We start from the raw sequence: 15810 nt of genomic DNA, 5'->3' as shown, positions 1-15810 counted from the left end.
AGGGCAGTCACATCATAATCGATCGACGTTCAGTCGATGAGCTTGATGTTGGAGGCCTGGAGGCCCTTCTTGCCCTGAGTGACCTCGAAGGAGACCTTCTGGCCGTCCTGCAGGGTCTTGAAGCCGTCGGCCTGGATCTCGGAGAAGTGCGCGAACAGGTCGTCGCCGTTGTCGTCCGGAGAGATGAAGCCGTAGCCCTTGGTGTCGTTGAACCACTTGACGGTACCGGTAGCCATTATCGAATTCCTCTAATAGCGTTTTGATTTTGCCGGGTAATACCCGAGTTGCAGTGGGTAGAACAAGAAACGTTCCCGGGAAAATCGAGGCGCTAGAGCCTTCGATGCCTACCTGGGGTGTTACGACTTGCTAACCAACTGTGCTCAGCATGCGCCCTCGCCGGGCGCACGTCAATACTATTTACATGGCATGGCCGAAAATTGCATGGCATGACCGAAATTTACATGGCATGGCCGAAAGCGATGCCACTCACTCCCCCGCCAGGATCCAGGCCGCCGCCTTTTCGGCGATCATCAGCGTCGGCGAATTGGTGTTGCCACTGGTGATGGTGGGCATCACGCTGGCGTCCACCACCCGCAGCCCCGCCACCCCGCGCACACGCAGGTGCGGGTCGACCACCGCCATGGGGTCGTCGTCACGGCCCATCCTGGCCGTGCCTACCGGGTGGAAGATGGTGGTCCCGATGTCGCCGGCCAGGCGCGCCAGGTCAGCGTCGCTCTGGTACTCGAGGCCGGGCTTGACCTCCTCGGGAGCGTACTTCGCGAAGGCCGGCTGGGAGACGATGCGCCGGGTGACACGCAGCGAATCCGCCGCCACCTGGCGATCCTCGGGGGTGCTCAGGTAGTTGGGCGCAATGGCCGGGGCCTGGCTCGGGTCGCGGCTCCTGATGCGTACCGTGCCGCGGCTGGTGGGGTTGAGGTTGCAGACGCTGGCGGTGATCGCCGGAAAGGTATCCAGCGGCTGGCCGAAGGCGGGCAGGCTCAGCGGCTGGACGTGGTACTCGATGTTGGGGTGCGCGAAGGCCTCGCTGCTGCGGGTGAAGGCACCTAGCTGCGACGGTGCCATGCTCATGGGGCCGGTGCGCCTGAGGACGTACTCCAGCCCGATCTTCGCCTTGCCCACCAGGGAGTTGGCCATGGTGTTGAGGGTCCTGGCCCCGGTTACCTTGTAGACCGAACGGATCTGCAGGTGGTCCTGGAGGTTCTCCCCTACCCCAGGCAGGTCGGCCACCACCGGGATGTCGTGTTCGGCGAGCAGCGCCGCCGGGCCGATGCCCGAGAGCTGCAGCAGCTGGGGCGAGCCGATCGCCCCGGCGGCCAGGATCACCTCGCGCCCGGCGCGAGCCAGCGACTCCTTTCCGTCGCGCAGCACACGCACCCCACTCGCCCTGGGCTCGCCGCGCTCGCCGGCGATCTCCAGCCCCAGCACCTGGGTGGAGTGCCACAGGGTCAGGTTGTCACGCTTCTCGGCTCCACGCAGGAAGGCCTTGGAAGTGTTCCAGCGCCAGCCCGAGCGCTGGTTGACCTCGAAGTAGTCGACCCCCTCGTTGTCGCCGCGATTGAAGTCCCGCGTGCGCGGGATGCCGGCCTCCACGGCCGCGGTGGCGAAGTCGTCGAGCACCTGCCACTTGAGGCGCTGTTTCTCCACCCGCCACTCGCCACCGTGGCCATGGAAGGCGGCGTGCTCGGGGTCGGCATCACCGTCCTCATCCAGGCGATGATGGTCCTCGTGGCGCATGAAGTCCGCCAGGCAGTTCTCCCAGCGCCATTCGGGCTCCCCGGTGAACTCGGCCCAGCCGTCATAGTCGCGGGCCTGGCCGCGCAGGTAGAGCATGCCATTGATGCTCGAACAGCCGCCCAGGGTCTTGCCCCGCGGGTAGATCAGCGAGCGGCCGTTGAGGCCGTCGTCCGGCTCGGTGCGAAACCGCCAGTCGGTACGCGGGTTGTCGATGCAGTAGAGGTAGCCCACCGGGATATGGATCCAGTGGTAGTTGTCGCGGCCGCCCGCCTCGATCAGCAGCACCCGGTTGGCCGGGTCGGCGCTCAAGCGGTTGGCCAGCAGGCAGCCGGCGGTGCCGGCCCCCACCACGATATAGTCGAATTCTTGTTCCGCCATGGCGTGCTCTCACGTCGCAATCGGCGAGAGGCGAAACCGGCGCCTCTTGCCTGGGCATTGGGTGGCCGGAGTTACTTATGGGTCGGCATGGCGAACTCGGCGCCGCCGCGGATGGAGTCGGACCAGCGCTGCATGATCGACTTCTGCTTGGTGTAGAAACGCACCCCCTCCTCGCCGTAGGCGTGGGTATCGCCGAACAGCGAGCGCTTCCAGCCGCCGAAGCCGTGCCAGGCCATGGGCACCGGGATCGGCACATTGATGCCCACCATGCCGACCTGGATGCGCCGCCCGAACTCACGGGCCACACTGCCGCTCTCGGTGAAGCAGCTCACCCCATTGCCGAACTCGTGGGCATTGATCAGCTCGATGGCGGTGGCCACGTCCGGGACCCGCACACAGACCAGCACCGGACCGAAGATCTCCTCCCGATAGATGGTCATCTCCGGGGTGACGTGGTCGAACAGGGTGCCGCCCATCCAGAAGCCCTGCTCGCAGCCCTTGCCGGTGGCGGAGGCGTCGAACTCGCGACCATCGACCACCAGCTCGGCGCCCTCCTCCACCCCCTTGGCAATGTAGCCGGTGATGCGCGCGTGGGCCTCACGGGTGACGATGGGCCCCATCTCGGCGTCGAGCCGCATGCCGTCCTTGACCTTGAGGGCCCGGGCCCGCTCGGCCAGGCGCGGCACCACCTGGTCGGCCACGTCGCCCACCAGCAGCGCCACGCTGATCGCCATGCAGCGCTCGCCGGCGGAGCCGTAGGCGGCGCCGACCAGCGCATCCACCGCCTTGTCGAGATCGGCATCGGGCATCACCACCATATGGTTCTTGGCCCCGCCCAGGGCCTGTACCCGCTTGCCGTGCCGCGCGCCACGCTCATAGATCAGGTTGGCGATGGGCGTGGAGCCGACGAAGGAGAGGGCACGCACCTCGGGGTGGTCGATCAGCGCCTCCACGCTCTCCTTGTCACCCTGCACCACGTTGAAGACGCCATCCGGCAGCCCGGCCTGCTGGAGCAGGTCGGCGATCATCAGCGAGGCACTGGGGTCGAGGGGGCTGGGCTTGAGGATGAAGGTGTTGCCGGTGGCGATGGCGACCGGGAACATCCACATCGGCACCATGGCCGGGAAGTTGAACGGCGTGATGCCGGCCACCACGCCAAGCGGCTGGCGCATCGTCCAGTTGTCGATGCCGGTGCTCACCTGCTCGGTGTAGTCGCCCTTGAGCAGCTGCGGGATGCCGCAGGCGAACTCGACGACATCGATGCCCCGGGCCACCTCGCCCTGGGCGTCGGTGAACACCTTGCCATGCTCACGGGTGATCGCCGCGGCCAGGGCGTCCCGGTTGGCGTTGAGCAGCTCGAGGAACTTGAACAGCACCCGTGCCCGGCGGATCGGCGGGGTGTCGGCCCAGGCCGGGAAGGCCGCCACGGCGGCGGCCACCGCGTCATCGACGTCGGCGGCGCTGGCCAGGGCCACCCGGCCGGTCACCTCCCCGGTGGCGGGGTTGGTGACCGGGGAAGTGCGGCCGGACTCGCCGCCGGAGATTCGACCATCGATATAATGCTGGATGCTGACTGTGCTCATGCCTCGCCTCGTCTTGTCGTATGGGTATCCCCGGGAGATGGGTCTAGGGGGCCGTATCATGGGGATGCAGCCCTGTCAGACTAGCGTGCCGCCGGGCGGGATCAATTGATAAATTCAAAATCACGATATAAGTTTTACTGATATCACTCGAGCCGGAGCGCCCCATGGCGGATCTTCAGACCCTGCGCGCCTTCGTCGGCGTGGCCCGCGCGGGCAGCGTTTCGCGCGCCGCCGAGCGCCTCTACCTGACCCAGCCTGCGGTCAGCCTCAAGCTCAAGCAGCTCCAGCAGGAGGTCGGGCTGACCCTGTTCCGCCGCCGCCCCCAGGGGCTTACCCTCAGCGAGGATGGCGAGGCGCTGCTGCCCGCCGCCGAGAAGGCGCTGGCCGCCGTGACCGCCTTCGAGCAGCAGGCCCGGGCGCTACACAGCACCCTGCGCGGGCGGCTGCGCATCGGCACCATCGTCGACCCCGAGTTCATCCGCCTGGGCGCCTTCCTGCACCGCCTGGTGGAGCGTGCCCCGCAGCTGGAGACCGAGCTCTCCCACGGCATGAGCGGCAGCGTGCTGAGGCGCCTGGCCCGCGACGAACTCGATGTCGGCTTCTACCTGGCGCCGCCGGGTGCGGGGCCCGACGAGCAGGCCGACGCCATTGCCTACCGCGAGCTGACCCACTTCGCCTACCGCGTGATCGCCCCGCCTGGTTGGGGCGGTCGCCTGGCCGGGACGGACTGGACACGGCTGGCCGGCCTGCCGTGGATCGTCACGCCTCCCGACTCGGTGCATCACCGCCTGCTGGCGGGGGCACTTGCCCCCCTGGGGCTTACGCCACGCGGGGTGGCCCGGGTCGACCAGGAGGCCTGCATGCTCGACCTGGTGCGCGCCGGCGTGGGACTGAGCCTGGCGCGGGACACCCTGGCCATGACCGAGCGCCAGGAGCGCGGCCTGGCGCTCGCCGAGGAGGTCTGCCTGCCCTGCGCGCTCTGCTTCCTGTGGCCCCGCGGGCGCGAGGAGGAGCCGGTGATCGCCGAGGCCCTCTCGGCCCTGGAGGCGGTATGGGGACGCCCCGGCGCCTGAAGGTGCCTTCGACATCGCGCCGCCGGCGGCGCATCATGAACACTTTGCCGACTACCGATCGCCACGACCACAGCCATGAGTCACGACACCACCCAACTGAATCGCCAGCGCAACCACTTCGCCGGCCACCACGCCATCTGGCTGTTCGGCTACGGCTCGCTGATCTGGAAAGCCGACTTCCCCTACCTCGAACGCCGCCCGGCCCATATCCATGGCTGGGTGCGACGCTTCTGGCAAGGCTCCCACGACCATCGCGGTACCCCGGAGGCTCCGGGCCGGGTAGTCACCCTGGTGCGCGAGCAGGGTACGGTCTGCCACGGCATGGCCTACCGCATCACCCCCGAGGTGCTGTCACCGCTGGATGTGCGCGAGAAGAACGGCTACCTGCGCGAAGTGATCACCCTGCACTTCGACGATACCGCCGGCGGCCGCGACGAGGGGCTGGTCTACCTGGCCGGCGCCGACAACGCCGCCTACCTGGGTGACGCGCCGCTGGACGCCATCGCCACGCAGATCGCCGCCGCCCACGGCCCCAGCGGCCCCAATCGCGACTACCTGGTCAACCTGGCGGCGGCGCTACGCGCCCTGGAGGTCGAGGATGATCACGTCTTCGCCCTGGCCGCGCGACTGCCCGGGGAAGGTGCCTGATGGCGGAACTCGCGGCCTGGCAGTACCTGGCAATCGCCCTGACCTTCGTGTGGAGCGGCTTCGTGCGCACCAGCCTGGGCTTCGGCGGGGCGGTGCTGTCGCTGCCCTTCCTGCTGCTGGTCCTCGACCAGCCGCTGGTGTTCCTGCCGATCATCGCCATCCAGCTGCTGATCTTCTCCAGTTGGATCGCCTGGAACGGCCATCGCCAGCTGGTGGCCGAGAACGGCGGCCACCCGCCGGCCGAGGGCAACATCGACTGGGCCTACCTGTGGCGGGCCATGAAGGTGATGATCGTGCCCAAGCTGGTCGGGGTAGTGGGCCTGCTGACCCTGCCCGGCCATGTGATGAGCGGCATCATCTTCGTGATCGTGATGATCTACGCGGTGGGCTACGTGCTCGACAGGCCCTGGCGCAGCAGAAGCCGCTGGGTGGACACCCTGCTGCTGGCCCTCGGTGGCTATGTCAGCGGCACCTCGCTGATCGGCGCCCCGCTGATCGTGGCGGTCTTCGCCACCCATGTGGCGGCCCGCCAGCTACGCGATACGCTCTTCGTGCTGTGGTTCCTGCTGGTACTGATCAAGATGGTCTCCTTCCTGATCGCCGGGGTAGACCTGCAGCTGATCCATCAGCTGTGGCTGCTGCCCTGCGCCCTGGTGGGCCACCTGCTGGGCGAGCGCGCCCACCGCTACCTGACGGGCAGCCGTGCCAACCTCTACTTCCGGGTGCTCGGCGCAGTGCTGATCCTGGTCAGCGTGGTGGGGCTGCTCAGCACCCTCGGCGGCGCGCGCTGACGCGACGCCGCAGCGGTTCGAGCGCGTTGACACGGGGGCGGAGCACCCGTGCAATGAATGTTCTCATCCCCAAGGAGTGCATCATGTCCCGCCTGTCCCGCCTGTCCCGCTTCGCTTCGCTGCCACTGCGCTTCAGCGCCTACGCAACCAGCCTGCTGGGCCTGGCCGCCAGCCTGGTAGGCGTGATGATCTCCTCGCCCCAGTGGGGCTGGGGCGTGCTCGCCTTCGGCCTGCTCGCCGCCCTGGGCACCTTTGACCTGCTGCAGCGCCATCAAACGGTCAGCCGCAACTACCCGATCCTGGCCCACCTGCGCTACAACCTGGAATCCTTCGGCCCCGAGATTCGCCAGTATTTCATCCAGACCGACACCGAGCAGGTGCCCTTCTCCCGCGAGCAGCGACGCCTGGTCTATCAGCGTGCCAAGGGGGTCAGCGACAAGAAGCCCTTCGGCTCGCTCTACGACATGAACCAGCCCGGCTATGAATGGATAGGCCACTCACTGGCGCCAGTGCATGCGCAGAAGACAGACTTCCGCATCACCGTGGGCGCGGGCCGTCCACGCCCCTACTCGGCCAGCGTGTTCAACATCTCGGCGATGAGCTTCGGTGCGCTCTCCGCCAACGCCATCAAGGCCCTGAACGATGGCGCCCGGGAGGGTGGCTTCTACCACGATACCGGGGAGGGAGCGATTTCGTCCTACCATCGTCGCGGCGGGGACCTGGTCTGGGAGATCGGCTCGGGCTACTTCGGCTGCCGCGACGAGGCGGGACACTTCGACCCCGAGCGCTTCCGTCACCATGCCCGCCAGAACGCCGTGAAGATGATCGAGATCAAGCTCTCCCAGGGGGCAAAACCGGGCCACGGCGGCATCCTTCCGGCGGCCAAGATAACCCCGGAGATCGCCACGATCCGGGGTGTCCCCCTGGGCGAGGACGTCATCTCTCCCGCGGCCCATTCGGCCTTCACCACCCCGCTGGAGATGATCGCCTTTATCAACGAGCTGCGTGACCTGGCCGACGGCAAGCCGGTAGGGATCAAGCTCGCCATCGGGCATCCCTGGGAGTGGTTCGCCATCGTCAAGGCGATGCTCGAGACCGGCGAGCATCCCGATTTCGTGGTCGTGGATGGCGGCGAGGGCGGCACTGGCGCCGCCCCGCTGGAGTTCATCAACCGTCTCGGCATGCCCCTCACCGAGGCGCTCCAGCTGGTGCACAACACCCTGGTCGGTGCCGGCCTGCGTGAGCGAGTGCATATCGCCGCGGCCGGCAAGATGACCAGCGCCTTCGATATCGCCCGGGCCATGGCGCTGGGCGCCGACTGGTGCAATGCCGCCCGCGGCTTCATGTTCGCCCTGGGCTGCATCCAGGCCCTGACCTGCCACACCAACCGCTGTCCCAGCGGCGTGGCCACCCAGGACGCCCTGCGCGGCAGCCGCCTGGACGTGCCGACCAAGGCACAGCGGGTGGCAACCTTCCACACCAACACCCTCGCCGCCCTGGCCGAGATGCTCGGCGCCGCGGGCCTGTCGCACCCCGCCCAACTGGGCCCGGAGCATGTTCTGCACAGGCTGTCGCGCCACGAGGTAAAAAGCTTCGCCGAACTCCACGAGTTCCTGACCCCGCGGGAGCTGCTGGCCGGCGGGGCCGACCGCCACCCGGTGTTCCGCGATTACTGGGAAAGTGCGCGCGCCGACAGCTTTGAGCCACCCGAGGCACTCGCCAGGCTGAGAAACAGCAAGCTCTACTAGCCGCCCCCCAGGCACAAGGCAGAGGGCCCGGCGCATATCGCGCCGGGCCCTGTTCATGATGGCCGAACCGGTGGCCGGGGAGTCCCCCGGCCGGGAATCAATCGTGCTCGACCTCGAGCACCTCGCCGTCGCGGCTCTTCACCTCAAGTTCGCGGCCATCGGCATCATAACCCTCGATGTCGATGCGGCCGTCGCGGTCGACCTGGAGCTCCTCGAACTCGACCAGGCCCTCGGCCACGGCCAGCGCCATGGCGTCGCGCACCTCGGCCTCGGTGAGGCCCCAGGCGCCGCCGTCGCGCTTCTTGCGCTCCTCCTTCAGGCTCTCGCCGCTGGTCAGGTCGAAGCTCACCTCGGCCTGCCATTCGTCGTCGAGCCAGCCTTCGACCTCGACGCGGTCGTCGCGCTTCACGTCGATCTCCCCATAGGTCTGGAAGCCGAAGGCGCTGGCCTGGGCCAGCACCTCGTCGAGGCGCTCGGTGGTCAGGCGATCATCTGCGGCCTGGGCCAGGGTGGCGGCGCCCAGCAGGGCGGCCAGGGAAGTGGTCAGGATCATCTTGCGTTGCATGGTGGTGTCCTCATCTCTGCGGGTTGCCGGGCCATTACACACCCCCTCACCTTGCCTGAAGGTGACGGCAGCGTTCATGCTCTGTTCATGTTGCGCCTGGCACCCTGAGCCCATGCTGACACGATACCCTCACACTCGCACCCACCCTCGCCCCCGCACTCGCCCCCGCCTGGTGCCGCTGGCCGGCGTGCTGATCCTGCTGGCCGCCGCCCCCGCACCGGCGGAGGAGCACTGGCACGATCTCTACGAGGCGGTACGCGAGGAGCAAATCGTGGCGCTGCCGAGTCTGCTCGACTGGCTGGAGGCGCGCTACGACGGCCAGGTGCTGGAGGTGGAGCTGGAGCGCGACGACGGCCGCCTGGTCTACGAGATCGAGATGCTCGGCCCCCAGGGGCAGAAGGTCGAGTTCGAGTTCGCTGCCGAAAGCGGCGAGCTGGTCGGCATGGAGGGCGTGAAGATCGACGCCATGCGACGCAAGGAGACACCGTGAAAGTACTGCTGGTGGAGGACGACCCGGCGCTGGCCGAGGCGCTGGGTGAAGCGCTGCGGGATGCCGGCCTGCTGCTCGAGCACACCGCCAGCGGCGGCGAGGCGGACTTCCTGGTGCGCACCGAGGCCTACGACGCCGTGATCCTCGACCTGGGCCTGCCCGACGGCGACGGCAGCCGCTGGCTCGCCCAGTGGCGCGAGGCCGGCCTCGAGCTGCCGGTGCTGGTGCTCACCGCCCGCACTCGCTGGGCCGACAAGGCCGCCGGCTTCTCCGCCGGCGCCGACGACTACGTGACCAAGCCCTTCGAGACCGCCGAGGTGCTGTTCCGCCTCCACGCCCTGGTGCGCCGCAGCCACGGCCACGCCCACCCGGTGATCCGGGTCGGCGAGCTGGCCCTCGACACCCACAGCGGCAGCGTTACCCTGGCCGGTCGCCCGATCAGCCTCACCGCCCAGGAGTCACGGCTGCTCGCCTACCTGGCCCACGCCGCCCCGCGGGTGGTCAGCCGCAGCGAACTCGCCGAGCATGTCTACGATCGCGACCACGAACCCGACTCCAACGTCATCGACGTGCAGGTCAGCCGCCTGCGGCGCAAGCTGGGGGCCGCACGCATCGAGACCCGCCGCGGCCAGGGCTACCGCCTGGTCGACACCGACGGTGCGCCATGATCCCGCACCGCCTCTCCCTGGCCAGCCGGCTGATGCTGGCGACGCTCCTGATCCTGCTGGTCTCGCTGCCGCTCTCCGGCATCGCCCTCTCCCGCCACGTCCAGGCCACCGCCACCGCCGCCTTCGACCAGCGCCTCGAATCGCTGCTGCAGGTGGTCGCCGCCGGGCTGGCCTGGGACGACGTCGAGGGCGCACTGGTGCTGCAGCGCGACCTGGGCGAGCCACGCTTCACCCGGGTCTTCTCCGGCTGGTACTGGCAGGCCAGCGACGGCGGCGATCACACCCTCACCTCGCGCTCGCTGTGGGACCAGCGCCTGGCCACGGCCGCTCACCCTGAGGTCACCTTCCGTGACCTGCCGGGGCCTCGCGACACGCCGCTGCGCGCCATCGAGCGCGACATCCGCCTCGCCCCGCTGGCCGCGCCGCTGCACGTCGCCGTGGCGATCTCCCGGGAGCCGCTGGACACCGAGATCGCCCGCTTCAACCGCCTGGTGGTGCTCTCCCTGGCCGGCCTCGGCGTGCTGCTGCTGGCCACCCTGGCGCTGCAGGTCCGCTGGGGGCTGGCCCCCCTGCGCCGCCTGCGCGCCGACCTGCGCCGGGTGGAGGATGGCGAGGCCGAGCACCTGGACACCCGCCTCCCGGAGGAGCTCGCCCGCCTGGCCGCGGCCATGAACGGGGTGCTGGAGCGCGACCGTCGACTGATGGCCCACGCCCGCCACGCCGCCGGCAACCTCGCCCACGCCCTGAAGACCCCGGTCAGCGTGCTGACCACCCTGGCCGACGGCATCGAGGAGCCACGGCGCGGGCGCCTCCGCGAGGAGCTCGCGCGCATCGACGCCGCGGTGCGCCACCACCTGGCGCGGGCCACCGCGGCGGGCGACGCCGGCCTGGCGCCGCGCATCGCGGTGGCCGCAGTGCTCGCCCCCATCGTCGAGGGGCTGGGCCGCCTGGCCGAGCGACGCGGCATTGCACTGACGGTGGCGCTGCCGGCGACGCTGCGCCTGCGCCTGGACCCCCAGGACCTCCAGGAGCTGGCCGGCAACCTGCTCGACAACGCCCTGCGCTGGGCCACGGGGGAGGTGCGGCTGAGCGGCGGCGAGGCAGCCGACGGGGTGTGGTTGGCGGTGGAGGACGACGGCCCCGGCATGGACGAGGCCCAGCGCCGGGAGGCCCTGGCGCGTGGGGCGCGGCTCGACGAGCAGCGCTCCCAGAGCGGGCTGGGGCTTGCCATCGTGAACGAGCTCGCGGAGCTGCACGGTGGCGAGCTCAACCTGGCGCGCTCGGCGCTCGGTGGGCTCGCCGCCCGGGTCTGGCTGCCGTCAAGCCCGCTGGCCGCACCATCGGCGAGGCAGGAACCTGTCGCCGCGAGACCTGTCTCGGGATGACCCCAGGAAACCGCATGACGATCACATCCATGGAAGAGACCGCCCTGCCCCCCGTACTCGCCGGCCCGCTGCTGCGTCGCCTCGCGCCCGACCGCCTGGTGCTGTGGCTGGCGGCGAGCCGCCCCCTCGCGCTGACCCTCGTCCTCACGCCGGCCGGCGAGGCCACGCGCCGGGTCACCCTCACCGAGGAGCACTGCCGTCGGGTGCCGGTGGGCCACCACGCCTGGCTGCACCTGATCGACCTGCCACTCGCAACGCCGCTGCCGACCGACACCCTGATCGCCTACGATCTCCGTGTTCACGACAGCGGGGGCCAACGCGGCATCGCCGACTGGGGCCCCCACCTGCTCGACGCCGAGGGCGAGCTGCCCGCCTTCGTGCTGGCCGGCCGCCACCATCGCCTGCTGCACGGCTCCTGTCGCAAGCCCCACCACGACGGCGGCGATGGCCTGGCACGCGCCGAGGCATGGCTGGCCAAGCGCCACACGGCCCCCGCGGAACGTCCCGCCTGGCTGTTGATGACCGGCGACCAGGTCTACGCCGACGACGTCGCCGGCCCCATGCTGGTGGCCATTCACGCGCTGATCCGCCGACTGAGCCTGTTCGACGAGCCGCTGGAGGGCGCCGTGGTGGCCGACAGCCAGGCGTTGCACGGCGAGGCCGCCCACTACTACGACCGCGAGTCGCTGCTGCCCGATGTCAAGAGCAGCGAGAACCTGCGCGAACGCTTCTTCGGCGGGGTGCGCAAGCCGGTGTTCACCTCGGCCAACGCCCGCAACCACCTGGTCACGTTCGCCGAGGTGGTGGCCATGTACCTGCTGGTATGGTCGCCCACGCCCTGGTCACTGACCGAGGTGGAGGCGCCGGCGCTGGATGACCAGAATACCGCGCTGTTCGACGAGCAGAAGGCGGTGATCGAACGCTTCGTGGCCGGCCTGCCCGCCGCCGCACGCCTGCTGGCGCGGCTGCCGACCCTGATGATCTTCGATGACCACGACATCACCGACGACTGGAACCTGACCGCCGACTGGGAACGCACCGCCTACGGCCACCCCTTCTCGCGGCGCATCATCGGCAACGCCCTGCTCGGCTACCTGCTCTTCCAGGGCTGGGGCAACGACCCCGAACGCCTGACCGCCCCACTGGAGGAGGCCAGCGAGCTGCTCGCGCGGGCCGAGGCCGGCGACGGCTGGCTCGACGGCGAGGCGTGGGATGCCCAGCTCTCACGGCTGCTGCGCTTCGAAGGCTGGGAGTTCGAGATCCCCGGCGAACCGCCGCTGGTGGTGCTCGACACCCGTACCCGGCGCTGGCGCAGCGAGCGCAGCCCCGGACGCCCATCGGGCCTGATGGACTGGGAGGCGCTAAGCGAGTTCCAGCAGGCGCTGCTCCACCACCACTCGGTGATCATCGTCTCGCCGGCGCCGATGTTCGGGGTCAAGCTGATCGAGGTGATACAGAAGCTCTTCACCCTGGCCGGCAGGCCGCTGCTGGTGGACGCCGAGAACTGGATGGCCCACCGCGGCGCGGCCAGCGTGCTGCTCAATATCTTCCGCCACTCGCGCACCCCGGGGAACTACGTGATCCTCTCCGGCGACGTGCACTACTCCTTCGCCTACGACATCCGCATCCGCCAGCGCCGCCAGGGGCCGCGGTTGTGGCAGATCACCTCCAGCGGCATCAAGAACGCCTTCCCCGACACCCTGCTCGACTGGTTCGATCGCCTGAATCGCTGGCTCTATGCGCCCTGGTCACCGCTCAATTGGTTCACCAAGCGCCGCCGCCTGGCGATCACGCCCCGCGATCCCGACCACGCCAAGGCCGGCGAGCGGCTGTGGAACGGCAGCGGGATCGGCCTGGTCGACTTCGACGACCAGGGCCGACCCCGCGAGATCCGCCAGCTCGACGCCCGCGGCTTCGACGTGCGCTTCCCGCCGCCGACTCAGGAGGAGGCCTGACGCCGCCGCCACAGCGCGAGGCCGGCGGCCATCACCAGCCACGCCATGGCCGCGGCGATGACGTCGTCCAGCACGACACCAGCGCCACCGGGCACCGCCTCGGCCAGGCTCACCGGCGGCGGCTTGGTAGCATCGAACACCCGATAGACCACGAAAGCCGAGGCCATGGCCAGCGGCTGGCGCGCTGCCGCCAGCCCCAGCACCGCCACCGGGAAGGCGACGATCTCGTCGAGCACGATGCGCCCGTCATCCTTGGCGACCAAGGCCTGCTCGGCCAGGTGACACACCGGCACCGCAGCCAGCAGCAGCGCCAGCGTCACCGCCACCTGCACCCGCCGGGCCCGCCCCAGCAGCCACCAGGCCAGCGGCACGCCGAGCAGCGCGCCCAGCGTGCCCGAGGCCCAGGGCGAGAGCCCCGTGCCCAGCCCGGTGGCCAGCACCATCAATGGCTCGGCCATCAACCGGCCTCCCGGGCCTGGTGCTCCAGCTCGACGGTAACCGCGTCGGGCAGCGCCAGTGCCTTACCGAGCTGGTCGAGCCAGGCCCGTTCCATGGCATTCTGCTCATCGACTACCGCCACGCTGATCAGGTACATCTCCCGGGCCGCCTGGGGCGAATCCACCTGGGCCGCCAGGGCCTCGGCGTCCAGCGGCGCCTGAAGCTGGCGCTCCACCCAGGCATGCAGCTCCTGATCCGCTCCCAGGGCGTCAATCTGGCCGGCGATCAGTTCGCGCTCCTGGTCGTCGATATGGCCATCGGCGCGGGCCGCCATGATCATCGCCTGCAGCAGCTCCAGGCTGCGCCGCTCGAGGGCCTGGCCGCCCAGCCGCTCCACCGGCTCACCCTCCGCCGGCACCGAGGCGCCCTCCCCTGAGCCGCTGCGCGAGCTCTGCCAAGCCTTCCAGGCCAGCGCGCCGACGCCGGCGATGGCGCCATACTTGAGCGCCTTGCCGCCCAGCTTGCGTCCGCGCTTGGAGCCCACCAGCAGCCCCAGGGCGCCACCGCCCAGCAGGCTCTTGACGTCGATTCCCGAACCTCCGCCCGAACCGCCGCCCTGGCTAGCGCCGCCCAGTTGGCGCGACAGGCCATCGAACATGCCCTTGAGATCCAGCCCCGAGCCGCCCTGACCGGCACCACCGGACGAGCCGCTGGATTGGCCACCGGCCTGCTGCATCAGCTGTTGCAGTATCTTGCTGGCGTTCATCGCGTTCTCCTCGTGATCACATGCACGGATAAAAGGTGTGCCTGGATGGACTCTATCCCAGGCGCCAAGGTTTCGACATGCGTTTCAACGCGCCTCGTGACATCCGTTGCGATGTCCATTTCGACATCAACTTTGCGACAACGCATCATGAAGGTCAGCCCAGAACCGGAGGCCCCCCACCATGAGCGTGACCCTCGACGACATCCGCACCGCCGCCGAGCGCATCCGGGGAAGTGTGGAGCGCACCCCCTGCCTGCACTCCCACACCCTGTCGCGAATCGCCGGCTGCGAGCTCTTCATCAAGTTCGAGAACCACCAGTTCACCGCCGCCTTCAAGGAGCGCGGGGCGCTCAATCACCTGCTGACGCTGTCTCCCGAGGAGCGCGCCCGAGGCGTGATCGCCATGTCCGCCGGCAACCACGCCCAGGCGGTGGCCTATCACGCCGCCCGATTGGGCATCCGCGCCACCATCGTCATGCCCCGCCATACCCCCAACCTCAAGGTGCACAACACCCGCCAGCTTGGCGCGGAGGTGCACCTCCATGGTGACGGGGTCGCCGAGGCCGGCGACTACGCCCACCGCCTCGCCGCCGAGCGCAACCTGGTGTTCGTGCACCCCTACGATGATGAGCGCATCATCGCCGGCCAGGGCACCATCGCCCTGGAGATGCTCGAGGACGCCCCCGACCTCGACGCCCTGGTCATCCCCATCGGTGGCGGCGGGCTGATCAGCGGCAACGCCATCGCCGCCACCGAGCTCAAGCCCGGCATCGAGGTCGTCGGCGTGCAGACCCAGCGCTTCCCCGCCATGCAACAGGCGCTGGCCGGGGAGCCGATCCACTGCGGCCTGGCCACCCTGGCCGAGGGCATCGCCGTCAAGCAGCCGGGCAAGCTGACCCTGCCCATCGTGCGCGAGCGGGTGAGTGATATCGTGCTGGTGGACGAACCCGAGATCGAACGCGCCATCCTGCTGCTGCTGGAGATCGAGAAGAGCGTGGCGGAGGGCGCCGGCGCCGCCGGCCTGGCCGCGGTGCTGGCCGACCCGGAACGCTACCGCGGGCGCAAGGTGGGGCTGATCCTGTGCGGCGGCAACATCGACATGCTGGCGCTCTCCTCGGTGATCCAGCGCGGCCTGGTACGCAGCGGGCGCATCGTGCGAGTGCGCGTGGCGATCCCCGACGTGCCCGGCGCCCTGGCCGAGCTGACCCGGCGCCTGGCCGAATGCCACGCCAACGTCATCCAGATCGCTCATCATCGCACCTTCACCGACCTCTCGCTGCGCGCCACCGAAGTGGAGGCGACCCTGGAGACCCTGGGCAGCGAGCATACCCGGGAGGTGATCGAAGCGCTGCGCGAGGATGGCTACGACCCGGTGCTGCCCGCCAACGAGGTCCACCCCGACGAGCGCTGGGCCGGCAGCGAGGGGTAAGGGCCCTCTCCCACTGCTGGCTATCGCGGTTACCGACAGGGCGATAGCGAAAGGCGCCGGGGACAGGTCGGAGAGGGGGTCCGAGGACCAGGGATGGCCGAGGTAGCCTACAAGGACGTACTCGTAGCGCCCCCTCGA

At 69.5% G+C, this 15810-nt stretch carries 15 protein-coding genes; 9 read left to right on the top strand and 6 right to left on the bottom strand.

All coding sequences use genetic code 11. The annotated features are described in order from the left end of the window. Nucleotides 1-29: 29 nt before the first annotated feature. From NFH66_RS03545 to NFH66_RS03535, 3 genes are all read right to left on the bottom strand, one after another. Complete coding sequence (locus NFH66_RS03545; RefSeq protein WP_213312394.1) at nucleotides 30-236, bottom strand: cold-shock protein; 207 nt, start codon at nucleotides 234-236, stop codon at nucleotides 30-32. A 250-nt stretch (nucleotides 237-486) separates the two neighbouring features. Beyond that, nucleotides 487-2133: a GMC family oxidoreductase gene (locus NFH66_RS03540; RefSeq protein ID WP_349608446.1), complete on the bottom strand. Its 1647-nt coding sequence runs from the start codon at nucleotides 2131-2133 to the stop codon at nucleotides 487-489. A gap of 71 nt (nucleotides 2134-2204) precedes the next feature. Then, entirely contained in the window at nucleotides 2205-3716 is a 1512-nt protein-coding gene (locus NFH66_RS03535; protein WP_349608444.1) for a CoA-acylating methylmalonate-semialdehyde dehydrogenase, read from the bottom strand. 164 nt (nucleotides 3717-3880) lie between these two features. Between NFH66_RS03535 and NFH66_RS03530 the strand changes: the two genes are divergently transcribed. The 4 genes from NFH66_RS03530 to NFH66_RS03515 all read left to right on the top strand — a co-directional run bounded on the left by NFH66_RS03530 (nucleotide 3881) and on the right by NFH66_RS03515 (nucleotide 7976). Continuing rightward, nucleotides 3881-4789, top strand: a complete 909-nt coding sequence (locus tag NFH66_RS03530) for a LysR family transcriptional regulator (RefSeq protein WP_349608442.1) — start codon at nucleotides 3881-3883, stop codon at nucleotides 4787-4789. A 75-nt stretch (nucleotides 4790-4864) separates the two neighbouring features. Next, entirely contained in the window at nucleotides 4865-5437 is a 573-nt protein-coding gene (locus NFH66_RS03525; RefSeq protein ID WP_349608440.1) for a gamma-glutamylcyclotransferase, read from the top strand. Continuing rightward, nucleotides 5437-6228, top strand: coding sequence for a TSUP family transporter (locus NFH66_RS03520; protein ID WP_349608438.1), 792 nt, complete (start codon nucleotides 5437-5439; stop codon nucleotides 6226-6228). The genes NFH66_RS03525 and NFH66_RS03520 overlap by 1 nt, the downstream gene beginning before the upstream one ends. 83 nt (nucleotides 6229-6311) lie before the next feature. After that, the gene (locus NFH66_RS03515) at nucleotides 6312-7976 is read left to right on the top strand and encodes an FMN-binding glutamate synthase family protein (protein ID WP_349608436.1); all 1665 of its coding nucleotides are present in this window, start codon (nucleotides 6312-6314) and stop codon (nucleotides 7974-7976) included. A gap of 97 nt (nucleotides 7977-8073) precedes the next feature. Here NFH66_RS03515 and NFH66_RS03510 read toward each other — a convergent pair whose 3' ends face one another. Then, a complete protein-coding gene (locus NFH66_RS03510; protein WP_349608434.1) occupies nucleotides 8074-8541 on the bottom strand; it encodes a PepSY domain-containing protein in 468 nt (155 codons plus the stop codon). A gap of 112 nt (nucleotides 8542-8653) precedes the next feature. Here NFH66_RS03510 and NFH66_RS03505 point away from each other — a divergent pair, with 112 nt between their 5' ends. From NFH66_RS03505 to NFH66_RS03490, 4 genes are read left to right on the top strand one after another with little or no spacing between them, the layout of a single operon-like run. Next, complete coding sequence (locus NFH66_RS03505; RefSeq protein WP_349608432.1) at nucleotides 8654-9031, top strand: PepSY domain-containing protein; 378 nt, start codon at nucleotides 8654-8656, stop codon at nucleotides 9029-9031. Continuing rightward, nucleotides 9028-9699, top strand: a complete 672-nt coding sequence (locus NFH66_RS03500; RefSeq protein WP_349608430.1) for a response regulator transcription factor — start codon at nucleotides 9028-9030, stop codon at nucleotides 9697-9699. The genes NFH66_RS03505 and NFH66_RS03500 overlap by 4 nt, the downstream gene beginning before the upstream one ends. Beyond that, entirely contained in the window at nucleotides 9696-11084 is a 1389-nt protein-coding gene (locus NFH66_RS03495) for a sensor histidine kinase (RefSeq protein WP_349608428.1), read from the top strand. Before NFH66_RS03500 ends, NFH66_RS03495 begins: the two co-directional genes overlap by 4 nt. Before the next feature lie 14 nt (nucleotides 11085-11098). Beyond that, the gene (locus NFH66_RS03490) at nucleotides 11099-13039 is read left to right on the top strand and encodes an alkaline phosphatase D family protein (RefSeq protein ID WP_349608426.1); all 1941 of its coding nucleotides are present in this window, start codon (nucleotides 11099-11101) and stop codon (nucleotides 13037-13039) included. Here NFH66_RS03490 and NFH66_RS03485 read toward each other — a convergent pair. Beyond that, nucleotides 13024-13497: a phosphatidylglycerophosphatase A family protein gene (locus NFH66_RS03485; RefSeq protein ID WP_349608424.1), complete on the bottom strand. Its 474-nt coding sequence runs from the start codon at nucleotides 13495-13497 to the stop codon at nucleotides 13024-13026. The two genes, NFH66_RS03490 and NFH66_RS03485, sit on opposite strands and share 16 nt — an antisense overlap. Further along, nucleotides 13497-14243: a tellurite resistance TerB family protein gene (locus tag NFH66_RS03480; RefSeq protein ID WP_349608422.1), complete on the bottom strand. Its 747-nt coding sequence runs from the start codon at nucleotides 14241-14243 to the stop codon at nucleotides 13497-13499. Before NFH66_RS03480 ends, NFH66_RS03485 begins: the two co-directional genes overlap by 1 nt. A gap of 181 nt (nucleotides 14244-14424) precedes the next feature. On the opposite strand from NFH66_RS03480, the gene NFH66_RS03475 reads away from it, so the two are divergent. Continuing rightward, a complete protein-coding gene (locus NFH66_RS03475; RefSeq protein ID WP_349608420.1) occupies nucleotides 14425-15672 on the top strand; it encodes a threonine ammonia-lyase in 1248 nt (415 codons plus the stop codon). The last annotated feature ends 138 nt before the right edge of the window (nucleotides 15673-15810 follow it).

Origin of the sequence: Halomonas sp. H10-9-1, assembly GCF_040147005.1 — a bacterium.
In the GTDB taxonomy this organism is placed as follows: Bacteria; Pseudomonadota; Gammaproteobacteria; order Pseudomonadales; family Halomonadaceae; genus Halomonas.
This window is presented reverse-complemented; position numbering and strand designations above follow the sequence as displayed.

Excerpts from the sequence above, each read along its gene's own strand:
- NFH66_RS03545 (WP_213312394.1), bottom strand. The coding sequence starts at position 236 with ATGGCTACCGGTACCGTCAAGTGGTTCAACGACACCAAGGGCTACGGC.
- NFH66_RS03540 (WP_349608446.1), bottom strand. The coding sequence starts at position 2,133 with ATGGCGGAACAAGAATTCGACTATATCGTGGTGGGGGCCGGCACCGCC.
- NFH66_RS03535 (WP_349608444.1), bottom strand. The coding sequence starts at position 3,716 with ATGAGCACAGTCAGCATCCAGCATTATATCGATGGTCGAATCTCCGGC.
- NFH66_RS03530 (WP_349608442.1), top strand. The coding sequence starts at position 3,881 with ATGGCGGATCTTCAGACCCTGCGCGCCTTCGTCGGCGTGGCCCGCGCG.
- NFH66_RS03525 (WP_349608440.1), top strand. The coding sequence starts at position 4,865 with ATGAGTCACGACACCACCCAACTGAATCGCCAGCGCAACCACTTCGCC.
- NFH66_RS03520 (WP_349608438.1), top strand. The coding sequence starts at position 5,437 with ATGGCGGAACTCGCGGCCTGGCAGTACCTGGCAATCGCCCTGACCTTC.
- NFH66_RS03515 (WP_349608436.1), top strand. The coding sequence starts at position 6,312 with ATGTCCCGCCTGTCCCGCCTGTCCCGCTTCGCTTCGCTGCCACTGCGC.
- NFH66_RS03510 (WP_349608434.1), bottom strand. The coding sequence starts at position 8,541 with ATGCAACGCAAGATGATCCTGACCACTTCCCTGGCCGCCCTGCTGGGC.
- NFH66_RS03505 (WP_349608432.1), top strand. The coding sequence starts at position 8,654 with ATGCTGACACGATACCCTCACACTCGCACCCACCCTCGCCCCCGCACT.
- NFH66_RS03495 (WP_349608428.1), top strand. The coding sequence starts at position 9,696 with ATGATCCCGCACCGCCTCTCCCTGGCCAGCCGGCTGATGCTGGCGACG.
- NFH66_RS03490 (WP_349608426.1), top strand. The coding sequence starts at position 11,099 with ATGACGATCACATCCATGGAAGAGACCGCCCTGCCCCCCGTACTCGCC.
- NFH66_RS03485 (WP_349608424.1), bottom strand. The coding sequence starts at position 13,497 with ATGGCCGAGCCATTGATGGTGCTGGCCACCGGGCTGGGCACGGGGCTC.
- NFH66_RS03480 (WP_349608422.1), bottom strand. The coding sequence starts at position 14,243 with ATGAACGCCAGCAAGATACTGCAACAGCTGATGCAGCAGGCCGGTGGC.
- NFH66_RS03475 (WP_349608420.1), top strand. The coding sequence starts at position 14,425 with ATGAGCGTGACCCTCGACGACATCCGCACCGCCGCCGAGCGCATCCGG.